Raw genomic sequence first — 17981 nt, 5'->3', positions numbered from 1 at the left:
GCTCAGTTGACGCCGCTCGGCGTGGACTGCGGGCTGCGGCCGGCCAGCACGTCCTGGAGCCGGGGGGTGCCCTGCTGCACCGCGGCCTCGGTGCTGTCGTGGTTGACGCCGGCGAGTCCGCCGTTGGTGACGGTGATGGCGTCGGAGCCGACCCGCACCGCGGCGACGTCCAGGGTGAGCGTGACGGGGGAGCCGTTCGTCGTCCCCTTCACGGTCACGGTCAGCGCCTTGAGGTCGTCGCCCTGCTTCGGGATCGTCGCCTCGACGACCTGGACGGTGCGGTCACCGCCTGAGCCGCCGCCGGTCACGGTGAACTGATCGCAGTTGTCGGGCAGCGACCCCAGCCAGTCCATCGACTTCTCCAGGTCGGCCTGCTCATAGGCGGCCACCTGGTACAGCAGACGGGCCTCGCCCTGCTGGAATCCGGTGAGCGCCGACGCCCCGGACGGCTTGCCGAGCAGATCCTCGCCGTAGAGCCCGTCGATGAGGCGCTGGCACTCGGAGGCGTCCGACTTGCCCGTGAGGAAGTCGTTCACGTCCACCTGCCCGACGAGGAGCGAGTCGCGCCAGTCCTCCGCGTTGTTCACCTCGGTCCAGTCGTCCTCCAGGTCCGCCGCCGTGATCAGCGCGGTCTGCGCGCCGGACTCGGTGAGGCTCGCGGCGGGCGACGGGGTGCCGGTCTGCTTGGCCGACGGCGAGCCGGTGGCCGTCGTGGCGCCGGTGGCCGTCGGGGTGGTCTGCCGGGCGATCGGCTGTTCCGCCACGGGCCGCTTCGCGACGGCGGATCCCCCGGTGTCCGGCTCGGCCGTCGTGTCGTCGCCCGAGCCGGAGCACGCCGCCGTGGCCAGCAGCGCTCCGGCGGCGAGGGCTCCGGCCAGGAATCGGGCGGGACGGGCCAGGCGGACCGTAGCCCTCCGGTGGGACCGGTGTGACGGGTGGGACGGGCGAGAGGTGGTCACGGGTGCCTCCTGGAGACGGGACGGTACGGTCCCGGCGCGTCCGTGCGCCGGGCGTGGCGGCTGCCCCCCGCCCTTCCACCGCACCACCGGCCCGGCCGCGTCACCAGCGCACTGGATCATCCGGGTGACGGACGGCCCGCCCCCCGGCAGGCGCCCCGGGCCGTCTGCCCCGGGCAGACGGCCCGCCCCGTAGTGTTTTCCGAGGTCCTGCAAGAGGGCCGCTGCCCGCGCCGCCAGGCCGCCCGCCACCTGCGCACCGACCGGTCCGTCACCCGTAACTCCGCCGCGACCCGCGCCGTACCCGCCCCGGCCTCGAACGACTTGGCCGCCTCCCACCGCACGGCCTCCCGCTTCTCCTGCTCCGCGGGCGTCAGCCCGCCTCCTTGCGCATACCGCGTGAGGCCGTCGTAACGCAGGGATCACCTCTCTCTCACCATCTGGGCCGATTTCGTCGGGTCGGTCAGTGGTCCGCGCAGCATGGCGTAGGGTCCGGGACCTCGAACGGGACCAGCACCCCTCCTGCGGCCGGCATCAGCGTCAGGACGAGTTCGCCGGCCTGCCACTGCGGGCGGACATGATCTCTCGTCACCACTCTTTGCTCCGGCGGGGGTTGGTCGGGTGAGCCCAGCACCCTGACACGGTCGATCGCGGAGCCGGACAACAGCTCCGCGACCGTCACCGTGCCGGTCAGGGCAGCCACCCCCGGATAGACGACGGCCCGGCCCACCTCGTCGGGTGCGCCGGTCGCCACCTCGTACTCCTTCGATATGAGTGCGCGGGCGGCCTCGGGGGACGCTGTCGTGAACGACAGCACCACCCGCGGCCGCTCCCCGTGTACCAGGTGCGTGCAGCCGAACGCGCCCTCAGGCAGAGCGAGTTCGGCTGCCAGCTTCAGCAACAGATGGTCGGCCGCGCGCAGGTCGCGTACATCGGTGCCGACCGTGACGACGTACGGGCTCACGCGGGCAGGACCCATACCGGGTTCGAGTAGAACCACAGGTCGTTCCACGGGTCCGCGTCGCCGACGACGTCGATGGCCGGGCCGTGGGCGTCGACTCCCGCGCCCATCAGGCCCGTTGCCGAGCGGTTGCCGTCCGTGCCGCGCAAGCGGACGTACAGCGGACGGTCGACGCGGCCGAGGGAGTACGTGAGCCGTACCGTGCCGGTCGACCTGTTCACTTCGTACGACCGCACGACCTTCGCGGTGGGCGCGGTGAAAGTGTCCCGGTCGGAGACGGCACCCGTGACATCGCCCTGGATGACGTCCATACGAGCCAGCTTCGGTACGAAACCGGCCCAGTTGGAGTCCTCGGCCAACGCCACATCCACTGTCAGCGTGACGTGCGTGCCCCTCCTGACGTGCAGCGCGCCGCCCAGCGTGGCCCAGCGGCCGCCGCCCGCGAGCCGGGCGTCCAGGCCGCTGATCAACTGGCCGTGGTCGACCCAGATGCGTCCGGCGCGTATGCCGTCCATGACCGCGGCGTACGAGAAGCCGTCGGAGCCGACGTGGGTGCGGCTGTACTGGCCGGGCCAGTAGTCGCCCTCGGCGAGGTCGATCCTGCCGCTGTAGACAGGGTCCGTGTGCTTGCCGTTGGCCAGGTAGTCGCTGTCCGGGCCGCCGCGCTTCGCGGTGTCCGTGTAGACGTTGTGGGAGTCGGAGTTGGCCGTGATCCACCAGGGCTTGCCCTCGGCGAGGAGGCTGTCCCACAGGCCACCGACGGTGGCGGTCATCCAGTCGAAGCCACCCCAGGTCCGGTAGCTCTCCAGGGGATAGCCGGCGAAGGAGTTGGCACCGGGGCTGCCGTCGTACAGACCACGGGCGCGGCCCATGCCGACGGACTTCTCGATCCCGGCGGCCTGGTGGCCGGGCGCGCCCTCCATGCCGACCGCGATCCGGTGGCCCGGGTCCGTGGCGTCGCGCCAGGCACGGAGCTCGTGGGGCGAGTCGATGCCTTTGCGCGCGGGGTGGTTGGCGAGCATCAGGGCGTCCTTGACCTTGCGCCGCTTCACCTGCTCGCTGAGGAAGGCGAGCCCCGCGACGGCGAGGGCCTCGTTCGCGGGCGTCGAGTCGGTGGCGCCCTTCACGCTGCCGTCGTAGTCGGTCTCGAACTGCTTGAGGACGGATACCTCGTTCTTGCCGGGGTGCACGAAGACCGTGCCGTGCTCGGCGCCCGGGATATTCCACTCGAGGCCCTGGAACACGAGGGTGTCCTCGTACGCGTTCCGGGCCTCCTTGATGTCCGGGTTGACCTTCTCGACGCCGATCTTCGAATGGGTCACGTTGCCGTGGTCGGTGATGACCATCCAGTCGAGACCGTGCCTGGCGCCCTGGCGGACCTGGTCGGTGACGCGGTACTTGCCGTCGTTGCTGTACTGCGTGTGGATGTGGTGGTCGCCGGCCAGCCAGAGGAAGTCCTTTCCTTTCCGGCCCCGGATGGGCGCCTGAGCGGCGGCCGTGCCGCTCGCCGCGCCGCCGAGCACGCCTGCCGCCGCGAGCCCCGCGCCGAGCAGCCCCGCGCGACGCAGCATGGAGCGGCGCGACTGCTGGTCGGGGGTCAAAGCCTCGTCGGGTACGGAGGTGTCGAAGGCCGCCGGGAGGGTCGTACCGACCTCGTGACCATGACCGTGGTCGTGGTCGTGGTCGTGATGGTGGTGGTGCCCGTGTCCGTGCCCGTGGCTGTGCCCCATGTCGGCCTCCTGTGTACGACGCCGCCGGTGCGGTCGCGCGGTATGGAGACTCGACGCGAAACATGAACATTGAACGACTGTGGAGTGATCACCGGGCTACTCGGACGCGGCAGCTCGCCTCATCCCTCACTGTTCCCCCAACTACCCTTGTCCGTCACACTGATTGGCCTTGAACCTGAACGGCATTCAAGTTCCTCCGAATCAGTGGAGTCACCCCCCATGAAAAGACTCATCGGCACTCTGATGGCCGGCGCGCTGGCCGTCGGCGGGCTCACCACCGCCGCCGCGGCTCCCGCGGCGGCGGCCGCCCCCTCGTCGGGCACCTTCAACGTCCTCACGTACAACGTCGCCGGCCTCCCGGAGGGGCTGAGCTCCGGCCACCCGGCGAAGAACACCCCGCTGATCTCCCCGCGGCTCGGGGCGTACGACATCGTGAACGTGCAGGAGGACTTCAACTACCACGCTGCGCTGTACGCGGGCGACGACCACCCGCACCGCACGGCGACCAGCGGCGGTGTGCCCTTCGGCGACGGCCTCAACACCTTGTCGGACTACACGTTCGACGACTTCCAGCGCGTGAAGTGGAACGACTGCACCGGCACCAACTGCCTCACGCCCAAGGGGTTTTCACTCGCCCGGGTCCGGCTGGCCGAAGGTGTCTTCGTCGACCTCTACAACGTGCACACGAACGCCGACTCGACGGACGACGCCCTCGCCGCCCGCCGCAAGAACGTCCAGCAGCTGTCCGACTTCATCCGGGCCAATTCCTCGGGCAACGCAGTGATCGTCATGGGTGACACCAACACCCGCTACACGCGCACCGGCGACAACATCCGCACGCTGGCGAGCGAGAACGGGCTCACCGACGCGTGGGTCCAGCTGGCGCGCGGCGGCAACGCCCCGGCCCAGGGCAGCGACGCGCTCGTCTGCCCCACCACCGCGCCGACGAACGCCTGCGAGGTCGTGGACAAGGTCCTCTACCGGGGCAACGACCTGGTGAACCTCTCGGCCGACCGCTACAACAACGACTGGGCGAAGTTCCTGGACTCGGCCGGCGGCAACCTCTCCGACCACTTCCCGCACGCCGTCGACTTCTCCTGGAAGCTGCCCTCGAAGCTCCGGGCCAGCGACGCCTTCGGCGGCCCGCACGGCACGGCCTTCAACGACGCGGACGACCTCCCGGCCACGCCCTCGCCCCGCGTACTGACACTACGCGGCGGCTCCCGCCTGGACGGGGTCTCGCTCGCACTCGACGGCGGTACGACCCTGGCCCACGGCGGCACGGGCGGCACGGCCGTCTCTCTCACCCTCGCCTCCGGCGAACACCTCACCTCGGTGAAGCTCACCCGCGGCCAGAAGAACGGCCGCACACGTGTCTTCTCGGCCGCCTTCACCACCGACAAGTCCCGTACGGTGACGTCCGGTTCGGCCACGTCCGACGCCGTGACGTACACGGCTCCGGCCGGCTGGCAGATCGTCGGCTTCACGGGCCGCGCGGGCAGCGAGATGGACAAGCTGGGCGTGGTGTACGCGCCGATCGTCTGACCCGGTGGATCAGCGGCCGGTCGTGCCGCGGTCGGGGGACGGGTGCGCCGAGATCGGTGCACCCGTCGAGAATGGTGCAGCCGTCGAGAATGGCGTTCGCGTGCTTGACCGCGTCCCGGTCGTGCGACACCCCGTAAGCGCCACCTGGTCCCGGCCGTATGGCCGGTGATCCGCGCCCAGGCCGCGATCGCCTTCGGCTCGGCATTGGTCGACCTTGCGGCGGTCGCCTGCCTGGGACTCGGCGTCCAGCCCCCCTCGCCGCGAAAATGCGGGGTGTCCGGGCCGGTCGCCGAGGCATCATGGCGGTTCCGTCGCGAGCCGCCTCTCGCCCGCCGCATTTCGGCCAGGTCAGAAGGGGGTGGCCGTTCACCGCCCGGGGGGCTCCTGTGACCGTCCAGAACATCCTGCTGTCCGGCATCGTCGGCTCGACCGCCTACGGGCTCGCGCACGCGGGCTCCGACGTGGACCGTCTCGGCATGTTCGCGGCTCCCACCGAGGAACTGCACGGCCTGCACGGCCCGAAGGAGTCGTACGTCAGCAAGGCTCCCGACAGCACCCTGCACGAGGCCGCGAAGTGGTGCCGGCTCGCCCTCGGCGGCAACCCCACCGCGATGGAACTCGTCTGGCTGCCCGACGACCTTTACGAGGTCCGGACTCCGCTGGGCGACGAACTCATCGGCATACGCACGACGTTCCTGAGCGCGCGCAGGGTCCGTGACGCCTATCTCGGTTACGCCACCCAGCAGTTCCGCAAACTCCAGAACCGGAACGACGGCACCCCCACCGATGTCGAAGCAGACGCCGCGACCGTCGCCAGACGCACCGCCAAGAACGCCCGCCACCTCAAGCGGCTGTGCCAACAGGGCTACGAGCTGTACGCAACAGGGGAGTTGAGCATCCGCGTCGACGACCCCGAGAGCTACCGCCGCTTCGGCGAACAGGTGGCCGCCGATCCCGCGGCCGCGGGGCCGCTGCTGCGGGAGTACGAGGAGGCGTTCACGCGGACGCGCAGCGTGCTGCCCGAACAGCCCGACGACACGGCCGCCGAGGCCTGGCTGCGCCGCGTGCGACGGCACTTCTACGCACCGGGGGAATAAATCCCGTGCGCCGTCAGCCCGTTCCTTCCTACACTCACCACACATCACGCGTCCGCCCATGCCAGGGCCGCGTGCCGACGCGACGAACGAGGGGAGCCCGGCCATGCGTGACCACACCGCTGCCGTCGTTCCCCCCTCCCGCTACGAGGTGATCCTCGTGTCTCCGTTCGTCCGGTGCCCGCTGCGCGGCCGGCACTGGATGGGCTGACGGGACCAGTAGCTCGAAATCGCGGCGCACCGACGCTTTCTGTCGGTGCGTCAGCAACGCATCCCCTCCTCCCTCACCACATCGCGCTGCCCGTTTCCCGGAAACACCCCGAAAGGCCAAGGGCCGTGCGCAACATCCTCGACCGTCACCTCGCCGCCGTGCGCAACCTGGGCATCCTCGCCCACGTCGACGCCGGCAAGACCACCGTCACCGAGCGGATCCTGTTCGCCACCGGGACCACGCACAAGCGCGGCGAGGTCCACGACGGCACCACCGTCACCGACTTCGACCCGCAGGAACGCGACCGCGGCATCACCATCTTCGCCGCGGCCGTCAGCTGCGCCTGGCACGAGCACCGCGTCAACCTGATCGACACCCCCGGGCACGTCGACTTCGCCGACGAGGTGGAGCGTTCGCTGCGGGTGCTCGACGGGGCGGTCGCGGTGTTCGACGCCGTCGCGGGCGTGGAGCCGCAGAGCGAGTCGGTGTGGCGGCAGGCCGACCGGCACGGCGTGCCGAGGATCGCGTTCGTCAACAAGCTGGACCGGGCGGGCGCCGACCTCGACGCCGCCGTGGCGTCGATCCGCGAGCGGCTGCACCCCGTCCCGCTGGTCGTGCAGCTGCCGATCGGCGCGGAGGACGCCTTCACCGGCGTCGTCGACCTGCTGCGCATGCGTGCGCTGACCTGGGAAGACGGCGGTGAGACGGTCACCGAAGGCCCCGTGCCCGAGGAGCTGCGGGAGGAGGCGCTGCGTCGGCGACGGCTGCTGGAGGAGGCCGTGGCGGAACGGCATCCGGCCGCGCTGGAGGAGTTCTGCGACCGGGAGACGCTGTCTGCGGAGACGTTGGTCTCCGCCCTGCGCGACCTGACGCGCACCGGGGACGGCGTGGTCGTGCTGTGCGGCTCCGCCTACCGCAACCGGGGCATCGAACCGCTGCTCGACGCCGTCGTCGACTACTTGCCGTCGCCGCTCGACGTGCCGGCCGTGCGCGGTACGCACGACGGGGCCGACGAGCGGCGACCCGCCGACCCGGCCGCGCCGTTCGCGGCTCTCGCGTTCAAGGTCAGCGCCACGGGCACCGGTCGGCTCACCTATCTACGGGTGTACTCCGGCACCATGGAGAAGGGAGACACAGTGTGGGACGCGACCGCTGGGCGCACCGAACGGATCGGCCGCATCCTGCGCGTCCAGGCCGACCGGCACGCCCAGTTGGAGCGGGCGGTCGCCGGGGACATCGTGGCCGTGGTGGGCCTGAAGTCGGCGCGCGCCGGCTCCACGCTGTGCGCGCCCGACGCCCCGCTCGTCCTGGAGCCGCCCGGCGTCGCCGATCCGGTCGTCTCGGTGGCCGTCGAGCCGCGCCGGAGCACCGACACCGAGCGCCTGGTGTCGGCGCTCGCACGGCTGGTCGAGGAGGACCCGTCGCTGACGGTCCGCACCGACGCCGAGACCGGCCAGACGGTGCTGTCCGGCATGGGCGAACTGCACCTGGAGGTCGCGGTGGAGAAGATCCGCCGCGCCCTCGGCCTGGAGATCAACGTCGGCCGCCCACGCGTCACTTACCGCGAGACGGTGGCGCGCGGGGTGTCCGGCCTGGTCTTCCGGCACGTCAAACAGGACGGCGGCGCGGGTCAGTTCGCGCAGGTCGTGCTCGATGTGGAGCCGCTGGACGACGGGTTCGACTTCCGGTCCGCCGTCGTCGGCGGGCGGGTGCCGCAGGAGTACGTCCGCGCCGTCGAGGCCGGCTGCCGGGACGCCCTCGCCGAGGGCCCCCTCGGCGGGCACCCGGTGACCGGGCTGCGCGTCACCCTGACCGACGGGGCCACCCATGTGAAGGACTCCTCCGAGATGGCCTTCCGCACGGCGGGCCGGCTGGCGCTGCGGGAAGCCCTGCGCGGTTGCGCGATGCTCCTGCTGGAGCCGGTCGTCGAGGTCACCGTCACCGTGCCCGAGGACGCCGTGGGCGGGGTCCTCGGCGACCTCGCCGCCCGCCGCGGCCGGGTCACCGGCTCGGAGGTGCGCGGCGGCGCGGCCGTGGTGACCGCCACCGTGCCGCTGGCCGAGCTGTTCGGCTACGCGACCCGGCTGCGCAGCCGCACCCAGGGCCGCGGCACCTTCACAGCCCGCCCCACCGGCTACGCCCCGGCCCCCGCGGCGGCGGCCACGCCGTAGTCGACGAGGGGGCGGTGCCGGGCCGCGAGGTTCGGCACCGCCCTCATCCGTGCGTACGCTCAGTCAGCGTACGAGCACTTTCTGTGGACAGTACGTGGATCCAGGCGTCAGGCTGTTCCGTCGAGGCGTGGGGGCCAGGAACAGCGCACGTACGAAAACGGGAGGTGGCCGCGGATGACGGACAGCGGCATGGGCATGGAGAACCACGACGACTTCACGGAGGGCGAGGGAGAGGGCGAGGGAGAGGGCGAGGGCGAGGGCGAGAGCGAGGACGGCGGCGACGGCGACGGTGGCTTCCACGGCGAAGAGCCCCGCGGCGAAGAGCCCCACGGCGACGATGACTTGCCGGACGGTGAGTTCGACCGTGAACCCGACCCCTCGGACAGTCTGCGCACCTGGGGCGCCGTGTGCCGGGCGCTGCGCGAGCACGCCGGGTACACCAGGGAGGAGTTCGCGGATCTGATCCGCTTCTCCAAGCACACCGTGGCGTCCGTGGAGTTGGGGCGGCGTATGCCGGACGTGGCGTACGTGGAGCGGTCGGAGGGCGCGCTCGGCAACACGGGAGCGCTGCGCAACTCGTCGAAGTACCTGACGCGGGGCGACGTGGGCCTTGCGGCCTGGTTCCGGGAGTGGGCCCGGCTGGAGCGCACGGCGATGAGCCTGTGCACCTACGAGTGCCGGCTGATTCCGGGGCTGTTGCAGTCGGAGGCGTACGCGCGAGCGGTGTTCGAGGGGACCGTCCCGGTCGTGCTCGACAGCCTGCTGGAGAGCTACCTGGAACGGCGGATGCAGCGGCAGCGGATGCTGTTCGAGCGGCCCATCACACCGTTCGGCTTCATCGTCGAAGAGCACGTCTTCCGGCGGCGGTTCGGCGACGACGAGCAGATGCGGGGCATGTTCGACCACGTGCTGGAGCTGACCGCGCCGCGCAACGTGACCCTTCAGATCGTCCCGTTGGACGCCGGGCTGCACTCCTGCCTCGACGGCCCGGTGAGGCTGCTGGAGACCCCGAAGGGGCGGTGGCTCGCGTACTCCGAAGGGCAGCAGAACGGCCGTCTGATCTCCGACCCGAAAGAGGTGAGGCTCCTCCGTCAGCGCTATGACACACTGCGCTCGCAGGCGCTGAACGCCGAGGACTCGCGGCGTCTGCTGGAGCGACTCCGAGGAGAGCTATGAGCACGACAGAACTGGCCTGGTTCAAGTCCAGCTACAGCGGCAGCCAGGGTGACGACTGTGTCGAGGTCGCCGTCACCGAACAGGCCGTGTGCGTACGGGACTCCAAGGACGTGACGCGCCCTCACTTCGCGGTCGGCCGTGAGGGCTGGTCGCGGTTCGTGGGTTCCGTGGACTTCGCGGAGCCCGACGCGCAGGCCTGACCGCGCGTGTCCCGGCAGCGGAGCCGCCGATGTGCGCCGCTGCCGGGACCGTGCTTTCCCCGGTAATCCCGTTGCCGTGCCCCACGCCCGCTGCCAGGCTCGCGCCCATGCCTTTCCTCATCGCGCCCGACGGCACCCGGCTCGCCTACCACGTCGACGGGGACGGGCCGCCGCTCGTCTGCCTCCCGGGCGGGCCGATGCGGGCCTCGGCCTATCTGGGCGACCTCGGCGGGCTGAGCGCGCACCGGCGGCTGGTGAGCCTGGATCTCAGAGGGACGGGGGAGTCCGACATCCCCCGGGACACGTCGTCGTACCGGTGCGACCGTCTCGTCGGGGACGTCGAGGCGCTGCGGGTGCACCTGGGGCTCGAGCGGCTGACGCTGCTCGGGCACTCCGCCGGCGCCAATCTCGCCGTGCGGTATGCGGCCCTGCACCCGGAGCGGGTCGCGGGGCTGGTGCTGGTCACGCCGAGCGTCATGGCCGTCGGCATCGACATCGCGCCCGAGGAACGGCTCGCCGCCGCCCGCGAACGCAGCGGTGAGCCCTGGTTCGCCGACGCCTACGCCGCGTTGGAGGGCATCACCCAGGGGCGGGCGACCCCGGAGGCGTGGGCCGCCATCGCCCCCTTCTGGTACCGGCGTTGGGACGAGACCGCGCAGGCGCTCCAGGCCGCCGACGCCGAGGAGAAGAACCACGAGGCGATCCCGGTCTTCGCCGGCGACGGGGCCTTCGCACCGGAGGAGACGCGGGCCGCGCTCGCCGAACTGTCGGCCCCCGTGCTGCTGTTCGCCGGAGAGGTGGACGTGGCCGGGCCGCCGCCGGCCATGGAGGCGTTCGCCGGGCTGTTCCCCAAGGCCGAGTACGTCGTCCAGCCCGGCGGGTCCCACCATCCGTGGGTCGACGACGCGGAGCACTTCGTGGGCGCGGTGAACCGGTTCCTGAAGTGAGGCGGGCGCTGCTTTCCGAGCGAGGGCCCGCAGCAGCCGCAGCACCCGCTGCACCCGCTGCACCCGCAGCACCCGCTGCACCCGCCGGGCGTGTCAGCAGTCCCGCAGCTCCGCCGACTGGTTCAGCACCTGCGCCCGCGTGGACGTGAACCGCGCGTAGGTCTCCCCGTCCCGTGCTCCCGGCCGGAACGCCGCCACCCGGTGGCAGTTCATGAAGGCCAGGGTCACGCCGAAGTGGCGCTCCAGGCTGCCCCGGATCGCGTCGCTCGCGAGGGCGCGCAGCAGCTGGCCGCGTTCCTGCTCGGTGGCCGGCGGGGTCTGGTTGTCGGTGAACTCCGCCGTGCCGCCGCGCAGTTCGGCGGACAGGGAGGCGATGAGGTCGTAGGCGTAGGGGAGGGACGTGCGGACGGTGTCCACGAAGTCCTCCTCGCGGATGTCACCGGCTTCGGCCTCGGCGAGGAGTTTCGGGGAGACGTCGAGAGACATGCCGTGTCCTGTTCTGTGAGGGAGGAGACGAAAGGGGAGGGAGGGCAGGAGAAGGAGGTCGCCGCCGCGGTCAGGGCGGAGAAGAGGCCGGGGCGGAGAAGAGATCAGGGCGGAGAAGAGGTCAGGGCAGAGAAGGCCCCGGCCCCGGCACGTAGTCCGGGTCCACCTGGGACGCGAGGTCCTCGCCCGTCGCCCGGTCCGCCCACGCGCGGGCGTTGCGCAGGTGGAACTCGACGGCGTGGTCGTGCAGGGCCCGCCAGTCCCGGCGGCGGGCGTCCACCGTCTCGCGCATCACGGTGAGCGCGTGCCGGTTGGCGTCCTCCAACTCGCCCTGCGGACGGCCGCGTTCGGCGGAGCGGACCCAGGGGGAGTGGACCAGGTGGGTGAGGAGGTCGTCCCCCGCCTGTTCCTTGAGGAAGAGGAGGTCGTCCTCGCCGGTGACCTTGTTGCCGACCACGGCGAGCGGGATGCCGAACTCGCGTGCGTGGTCGCGGTACTGGCGGTAGACGGAGACGCCCTTGCGGGTGGGTTCGGCCACCAGGAACGTCATGTCGAAGCGGGTGAACAGGCCGGAGGCGAACGCGTCGGCGCCGGCCGTCATGTCGACGACCACGTACTCGCCGGGTCCGTCCAGCAGATGGCTCAGGTAGAGCTCCACGGCCCCGAGCTTGGAGTGGTAGCAGGCCACGCCCAGGTCGCTCTCGTCGAACGCGCCCGTCACCATCAGCGGTACGCCGCCCACGCGCTGGACATGGCGGGTGTGCAGTTCGTCGTCGCCGAGCAGGCTCAGCAGGCGTGAGCCCCGGCCGGGCGGTGTGGTCTTCGTCATCGCCTCGGCGGAGGAGACGCGGGGGTTGGAGCCGCGCAGGAGGTCCTTGATCTCGGTGAGGTGCGCGGCGAGGGGCGGGGCCGTGAAGGGTCCTCCGGTCGAGGAACCGGGGCCCAGGGGGTCCAGCGCCTCCGCGAGATGCTGGTTGATGTCGCCGTCCACGGCGAGCACCGGTGCGCCGGATCGCGCCAGTTCACGCGCGAAGAGGGCCGACAGGGTGGTCTTGCCGCTGCCGCCCTTTCCGACGAAGGCGACGCGCATCACACCCCCAGGGTTTTGAAAATGAATGTCATGTGGCTAGGTTTAGGGGCGTCAAGTGATCTCTGTCAAGTCGCACGGCGGGGGAGGGGAGGGTGAAGTGATCAAGTGCGTTCCGCTTGATGCCTATGATGTGCAAGTGCGCGCTTACTGCATCCAGACCGCAGGTCCCGGCGATCTCGACGAGGCCCGGGCCCTCATGCTCGATACCGTTTACCGTGACTTCGGCACCGGGTACGTGCCCCGCTGGCACGGCGACATCATCGACCCGGCCGCCGCGTATCTGATCCCGGACCGCCACACCCTGCTGGTCGCACTGGACTCGGACGGCGAGGTCGTCGCCACGGGCGCTCTGGACTCGCGCGGCCCCCTGCACCCGCCGAACCCCCGCCACGTGGCCGAGCGTTACCCCTCCGGCCAGACCGCGCAACTGCGGCGCGTCTACGTCCGTCGCGAGCACCGCCGGCGCGGACTCGCCCGGCGGCTGGTCGCCGACCTGCTCGCCTTCGCCGCCGCCGACGGCGGCTACCGGTCCGTCTATCTGCACACGGACCCCTCCGTCGAGGGCGCCGAAGGGTTCTGGCGGTCGATCGGCACCGTCGTGCACGACGAGCGCGAGGATGCGGACGGCGTCAACGGCGTCGTGCACTTCGACGTCCCCCTCGACGCGCTCCTCGGCGTCCCCCAGTCCACCGCACCCGCTCCCCACTTCATAGGCCGGTAACTCATGCGTCTCCCTCGCCGTCCGCGGCTCATGGCCGCCTTCCTCCTCACCCCGCTGCTCGCCGGCTGCTTCGCCTCCGGCGGCGACGACGGCGAGGCGGCCGACGCGAAGGACGGCTCCCGGCTGCGCGTCGCCCTCGCCTTCCCGCCCGCCGAGAACCTCTCCCCGTACGGCGCGGACGCCACCCTCCTCAGCCGGCTCGGCGTCACCGAGGGCCTGACCTCGCTCGACGCCAACGGGGCCGCCGCTCCCGCGATCGCCGCGTCCTGGCACCGCGAGGACGACCGCACCTGGCTGTTCACCCTGCGCGAGGCCGTCTTCCAGGACGGCTCGGCGGTCACCCCGGCCGCCGTCGCCGCCTCCCTCACCCGCGCGACGCAGGCCAAGCCCGCCCCCGCCGCCCTGTCCGGCGTCACCCTCACGGCCAAGGCCGAGGGCAAGACCGGCGTCCGCGTCACCACCGCCACGCCGGACCCCGTGCTGCCGCTGCGCCTGTCCAGCCCCAGCCTCGCGATCCTCGCCCCGAAGGCCTACGACGCGAAGGGCGCCGCCAACCCGGTCGGCACCGCCACCGGCCCGTTCGAGCTGACCAAGGTCAACGGCAGCACCAGCGCCGACCTCGACCGCTTCGACGACTACTGGGGCGGCCGGGCCCAGGCCTCCGGCGTCGACGCCCGATTCATCGCCGACGGCACCGCCCGCGCCAACGCCCTGCGCACCGGACAGGTCGACGTCGCCGAGGCGATCCCCGTCTCCCAGGCCGCCACCCTCGAAGCGGACACCCGCCGCGAGACCGCCACCACCCGCACCACGAGCCTGCTCCTCAACGCCAAGAGCGGCGTCTTCAAGGACGCCTCCCTGCGCGCCGCCGCCCGCGCGGCCGTCGACACCTCCGCCCTTGCCAAGGGCGTCTACGAGGGACACGCCGACGCCGGCGTAGGCGTCTACGGGCCCGCCCTGACCTGGGCCCAGGGCAAGCGCGTCGCGCCGGCCGGGCGGGCGCAGGCCGGCAAGCCCGCCGGAGCCTCCATCACCCTCGCCACCTATGACAACCGGCCCGAACTCCCCGAAGCCGCACAGGTGTTGAAGCAGCAGCTGGAGAAGGCCGGGTTCAAGGTCAAGCTGGAGGTGCGCGAGTACTCACGGCTGGAGAGCGACGCCCTCGCCGGGAAGTTCGACGCCTTCGTCGGCGCCCGCAACAGCCTGCTCGACACCGGCGACCCGGTCGCCGTGCTCGCCAGCGACTTCACCTGCGACGGCAGTTACAACCTCGCCCTGCTCTGCGACAAGAAGGTCGACCAGGCCGTCGCCAAGGCCCAGGGCGTCGCCGACACCGCCGAGCGCCAGGACGCGGCCATGACCGCCGAGGCGGCCGTCCTCGGCACCGACGCCGTCGTGCCGCTGGTGCACCAGCGCGTCATCACGGGCGTCGACGCCAAGGTGAGCGGTGTGCTCCTCGACCCCTACGAGCGCACCCTCGTCGGCACCGGCACCCGGCGCTGATCCATGGGGAGCAGGCTGGGCGCGCTGCTGTGGCGTGCCGGACTGGCCGTGCTGCTGGTGTGCGGGATCGGGCTGCTGCCCTGGCTCTCGCACACCGACCCGGCGCTGACGGTCCTCAAGGCACGGTCCGCCGACCGGGACCCCACTCCCGAGGTGCTCGCCGACATCCGCGCCCAACTCGGCCTTGACGACGGGCCGTTGCGGCTGCTCGTGCAGTGGCTCGCCGGGCTGCCGCGCGGTGACGCCGGACGGTCGTGGATCTCCGGATCCGAGGTCATGCCCGACGTGCTCCAAGCCCTGGGCGTCTCCCTGCTGTTGGTGACGGTGGCGCTCGTGATCGCCCTCGTCACCGCCGCCGCCGTCTGCGCGCGCACCCTCCGGCTCGGCGCGCGGCGACGCCTGGACGGGCGGCGGGCCGGCGGCTCGGGCTCGGCGGTGCTCGCCGCGCTGCCCGAGTTCCTCACCGCGTCCGTCCTCGCCACCGTCGTCGGCGTCCAGTTGGGCTGGCTGCCCGCCCTCGGCTGGTACGGCCCGCAGTGGACGGTGCTGCCGGCGCTCGCCCTCGGCCTGCCCGCCGGCGCGGTGCTCGGACGGCTCCTCGACGACCAGCTGCCCGGCGCGTTCACCGAACAGTGGGCGCTGGCGGCGGCGGCCCGCGGACTGCCCGGCCACCGCATCGCCCGCCAGGCGCTGCGCCGCTGTGTGCCCGGACTGCTGCCCAACGTCGGCCTGTTCGTCGTGGGACTGACCGGCGGCTCCGTCGCCGTGGAGCGGATCTTCGACATCCCCGGCCTCGGCCGGACCACCCTCCAGGCGGCGATCGCCCAGGACCTGCCCGTCCTCCAGGCCGGCACCCTCGCCCTGGTCGCCCTCGCCGCGCTCACCACCGCCCTCGCCCACCTCGCCGCCCGCCGGCTCATCGGCCCCGCGCTGCGCGACGGCGCCCTGCACAGCCTGCACCGGCCGGCCCCGCCGGTCCGCAGGATGCTCCCCCTCGTCTACGGCGTCCTGCTGCTCGGCGTCATCGCCCTTGGCCTGCCGGGCGACCCGCTCGCCCTCGACACCCTCGCCCGCCTCCAAGCACCGTCGCCCGCCCACCCGTTCGGCACCGACGCCCTCGGCCGGGACGTCCTCGCCCGGGTCGCCCACGGCGCGCTCGACACCCTGCTGCTCGCCCTCGCGATCACCGTGCTCGCCCTGATCGCCGGCCTGCTGCTCGGGCTGCTGCCCGCGCTGTCCGGGCCGCTCGTCGACACCGTCAACGCCGTGCCGCCCGTCCTGGCCGCGCTGTTCGTCACCGCGGTCTCCGGCAGCGGCGCGTCCACGCCCGTCCTCGCGGTCGCCGTCGTCGCCTGGGCACCGCTCGCCGCGCACACCTCGGCGCTGCTGCGGCAGGAACGCGCCACCGTCCACCTCACCGCCACCCGCGCGCTCGGCGCCGGACCCTGGTACCTGCTCCGCAGCGAACTCCTGCCCGCCGTCCTCCCGCCCGTCGCCCGCCACGCGGTGCTGCGCCTGCCCGGCGTCGCCCTCGCGCTCGCCTCCCTCGGCTTCCTCGGCCTCGGCGCGCAGCCGCCGTCCCCCGAGTGGGGGCTGCTGCTCGCCGAGAACCAGCCCTACGCCGAACGCGCCCCCTGGGCCGTCCTCGCCCCGGCCGCCGTCCTCGCCCTGCTCGGCGCGCTCGCGGTCACGGCGGCCGGCGGACTGGGACTACCCGCCCGCCGACGCCGCACCACCGAACCCGAACCCGAAGCCGAACAGCCCTCGCGGAAGCAGGCGTTGGTGGGAGCGCGATGACCCTGCTCACCCGGCTCACCCTGCGCCGCGGCACCGACAAGCCCCGACTCTCGCCGCTCCTACGACTCCTGATCCTCACTCAACTAGCCTTCAATATCGGCTTTTTCGCCGTCCTGCCCTTCCTCGCCGAGCACCTGGGCGGAGCCGTCGGCATGGCGGGCTGGATGGTCGGCTTCGTACTGGGACTGCGCACCTTCAGCCAACAGGGCCTCTTCGTCGTGGGCGGCGCACTGGCCGACCGGTACGGCATCCGCCCCGTCGTCCTCACCGGGTGCGTGCTGCGCATCGCCGGGTTCGGCTGGCTCGGCTACGCCGAGCGGTCCTGGGCCGTCATCGGGGCGGTGCTGCTCATCGGCTTCGCCGCCGCGCTGTTCTCGCCCGCCGTCGAGTCCGAGGTGGCCCGGCAGGCCGTCGTCTGGGAGCAGACGGGAGGCGGGTCGCGCACCCGCGTCCTGGCGCTGTTCACCGTCGCCGGCCAGGCCGGGGCGTTCGTCGGACCGCTGCTGGGCGCGCTGCTGCTGTCGGTCGACTTCCGCACGGTGTGCCTGGCGGGCGCGGGAATCTTCGTCCTCGTCCTCGCCGGCCACGCGTGGCTGCTCCCGCAGCACATCCCCGGCCGTGCGCGGGTCCAACTGCGCGGCGGCCTCGGCCCGTTGCTGCGCAACCGACGCTTCCTCGCCCTGTGCTGCGCGTACGGCGCGTACCTCCTCGCCTACAACCAGCTGTACCTCGCCCTGCCCGCGGAGGTGGAACGCGCGGCCGGCTCCCAGGCGCCGCTGGCCTGGCTGTTCGCGCTGTCCTCGCTCCTCGTCGTGACCACCCAGCTCCCGGTCACCCGCTGGGTGGGCGACCGGCTCACCCTGCGCCGCTCCATGGCCGCGGGCCTGACGCTGATCGCCGTCGGCTTCGCGGCGGTGGCCGCGGCGGCGCCCGCCGGCGGCACCGGAGTGATCGGCCTGATCCCCGCGGCCGGCTTCGTCGTCCTGCTCACCTTCGGCCAGATGCTCGTCGCCCCCGCGGCCCGCGCCTGGGTCCCCGACCTCGCCGAAGAGGGCCGCCTCGGCCTCTACACCGGCGCGCTGTCGTCGGTATCGGGCCTGATAGTCCTCCTGGGCAGCGCAGCCACGGGCACCCTCCTCGACACAGGCCTGCCCACAGCCGTCCCCTGGCTCCTCCTGGCAGCGGTCCCTGCGGCGGCGGTGGGGCTGCTGCCGCGGAGGGGCTGAACCGGGGGAGGGGTGAGCTGCGCTCGGTGGAGCGGGTGGGGTGCTGCGGGGGCGTGTTCACCGGTGCGCGGGGTTGCTGCTCGGGGGTGGGGTGCGCAGCCCGGCGTTTGCGGGGTGCCGCCGCGCCCACCCGTGCCGCCCCGGGCGGCACGCATGCCCGCGGCTTG

Annotated in this window: 16 protein-coding genes; 10 read left to right on the top strand and 6 right to left on the bottom strand. The window is 72.4% G+C overall.

What is annotated here, in order from left to right; genetic code table 11:
• Positions 1–2: 2 nt before the first annotated feature.
• The 4 genes from ACFYX4_RS13585 to ACFYX4_RS13570 form a co-directional block, all read right to left on the bottom strand.
• A complete protein-coding gene (locus ACFYX4_RS13585; RefSeq protein WP_389330890.1) occupies positions 3–959 on the bottom strand; it encodes a hypothetical protein in 957 nt (318 codons plus the stop codon).
• A gap of 116 nt (positions 960–1075) precedes the next feature.
• Entirely contained in the window at positions 1076–1300 is a 225-nt protein-coding gene (locus tag ACFYX4_RS13580; protein WP_389330887.1) for a helix-turn-helix domain-containing protein, read from the bottom strand.
• 119 nt (positions 1301–1419) lie between these two features.
• Positions 1420–1920 (bottom strand): hypothetical protein, encoded by a 501-nt coding sequence (locus ACFYX4_RS13575; RefSeq protein WP_389330884.1) that lies wholly within the window; start codon positions 1918–1920, stop codon positions 1420–1422.
• Positions 1917–3647, bottom strand: a complete 1731-nt coding sequence (locus ACFYX4_RS13570; RefSeq protein ID WP_389330881.1) for a PHP domain-containing protein — start codon at positions 3645–3647, stop codon at positions 1917–1919. The genes ACFYX4_RS13575 and ACFYX4_RS13570 overlap by 4 nt, the downstream gene beginning before the upstream one ends.
• A 219-nt stretch (positions 3648–3866) precedes the next feature.
• Between ACFYX4_RS13570 and ACFYX4_RS13565 the strand changes: the two genes are divergently transcribed.
• The 6 genes from ACFYX4_RS13565 to ACFYX4_RS13540 all read left to right on the top strand — a co-directional run bounded on the left by ACFYX4_RS13565 (position 3867) and on the right by ACFYX4_RS13540 (position 10991).
• Positions 3867–5192: a jacalin-like lectin gene (locus ACFYX4_RS13565; RefSeq protein WP_389330878.1), complete on the top strand. Its 1326-nt coding sequence runs from the start codon at positions 3867–3869 to the stop codon at positions 5190–5192.
• A gap of 386 nt (positions 5193–5578) precedes the next feature.
• Complete coding sequence (locus tag ACFYX4_RS13560) at positions 5579–6289, top strand: DNA polymerase beta superfamily protein (protein ID WP_389330875.1); 711 nt, start codon at positions 5579–5581, stop codon at positions 6287–6289.
• A 333-nt stretch (positions 6290–6622) separates the two neighbouring features.
• Positions 6623–8668: an elongation factor G gene (fusA, locus tag ACFYX4_RS13555; protein WP_389330872.1), complete on the top strand. Its 2046-nt coding sequence runs from the start codon at positions 6623–6625 to the stop codon at positions 8666–8668.
• Between the two features lie 174 nt (positions 8669–8842).
• Complete coding sequence (locus ACFYX4_RS13550) at positions 8843–9844, top strand: Scr1 family TA system antitoxin-like transcriptional regulator (protein ID WP_389330869.1); 1002 nt, start codon at positions 8843–8845, stop codon at positions 9842–9844.
• Positions 9841–10044: a DUF397 domain-containing protein gene (locus tag ACFYX4_RS13545; protein ID WP_389330866.1), complete on the top strand. Its 204-nt coding sequence runs from the start codon at positions 9841–9843 to the stop codon at positions 10042–10044. Before ACFYX4_RS13550 ends, ACFYX4_RS13545 begins: the two co-directional genes overlap by 4 nt.
• Before the next feature lie 107 nt (positions 10045–10151).
• Positions 10152–10991 carry an alpha/beta fold hydrolase gene (locus tag ACFYX4_RS13540; protein WP_389330863.1) on the top strand — a complete coding sequence of 280 codons (840 nt, stop codon included), beginning with the start codon at positions 10152–10154 and terminating at the stop codon, positions 10989–10991.
• Positions 10992–11084: 93 nt separating this feature from the next.
• On the opposite strand, the gene ACFYX4_RS13535 is transcribed toward ACFYX4_RS13540, so the two are convergent.
• Both ACFYX4_RS13535 and ACFYX4_RS13530 read right to left on the bottom strand, forming a co-directional pair.
• Positions 11085–11477 (bottom strand): SCO5389 family protein, encoded by a 393-nt coding sequence (locus ACFYX4_RS13535; protein ID WP_389330860.1) that lies wholly within the window; start codon positions 11475–11477, stop codon positions 11085–11087.
• 121 nt (positions 11478–11598) lie between these two features.
• Positions 11599–12567: an ATP-binding protein gene (locus tag ACFYX4_RS13530; protein WP_389331722.1), complete on the bottom strand. Its 969-nt coding sequence runs from the start codon at positions 12565–12567 to the stop codon at positions 11599–11601.
• A 136-nt stretch (positions 12568–12703) separates the two neighbouring features.
• On the opposite strand from ACFYX4_RS13530, the gene ACFYX4_RS13525 reads away from it, so the two are divergent.
• The 4 genes from ACFYX4_RS13525 to ACFYX4_RS13510 are packed head-to-tail and all read left to right on the top strand — an operon-like array spanning position 12704 to position 17814.
• On the top strand, positions 12704–13288 hold the full coding sequence (locus ACFYX4_RS13525) for a GNAT family N-acetyltransferase (RefSeq protein ID WP_389330856.1): 585 nt from the start codon (positions 12704–12706) through the stop codon (positions 13286–13288).
• Positions 13289–13291: 3 nt separating this feature from the next.
• Complete coding sequence (locus tag ACFYX4_RS13520) at positions 13292–14791, top strand: ABC transporter substrate-binding protein (RefSeq protein ID WP_389330853.1); 1500 nt, start codon at positions 13292–13294, stop codon at positions 14789–14791.
• 3 nt (positions 14792–14794) lie between these two features.
• On the top strand, positions 14795–16588 hold the full coding sequence (locus tag ACFYX4_RS13515; RefSeq protein WP_389330850.1) for an ABC transporter permease subunit: 1794 nt from the start codon (positions 14795–14797) through the stop codon (positions 16586–16588).
• Positions 16585–17814 carry an MDR family MFS transporter gene (locus tag ACFYX4_RS13510; RefSeq protein ID WP_389330847.1) on the top strand — a complete coding sequence of 410 codons (1230 nt, stop codon included), beginning with the start codon at positions 16585–16587 and terminating at the stop codon, positions 17812–17814. Before ACFYX4_RS13515 ends, ACFYX4_RS13510 begins: the two co-directional genes overlap by 4 nt.
• Positions 17815–17981 lie beyond the last annotated feature (167 nt).

The organism is Streptomyces sp. NPDC002328, from assembly GCF_042890065.1.
GTDB lineage: Bacteria > Actinomycetota > Actinomycetes > Streptomycetales > Streptomycetaceae > Streptomyces.
This window is presented reverse-complemented; position numbering and strand designations above follow the sequence as displayed.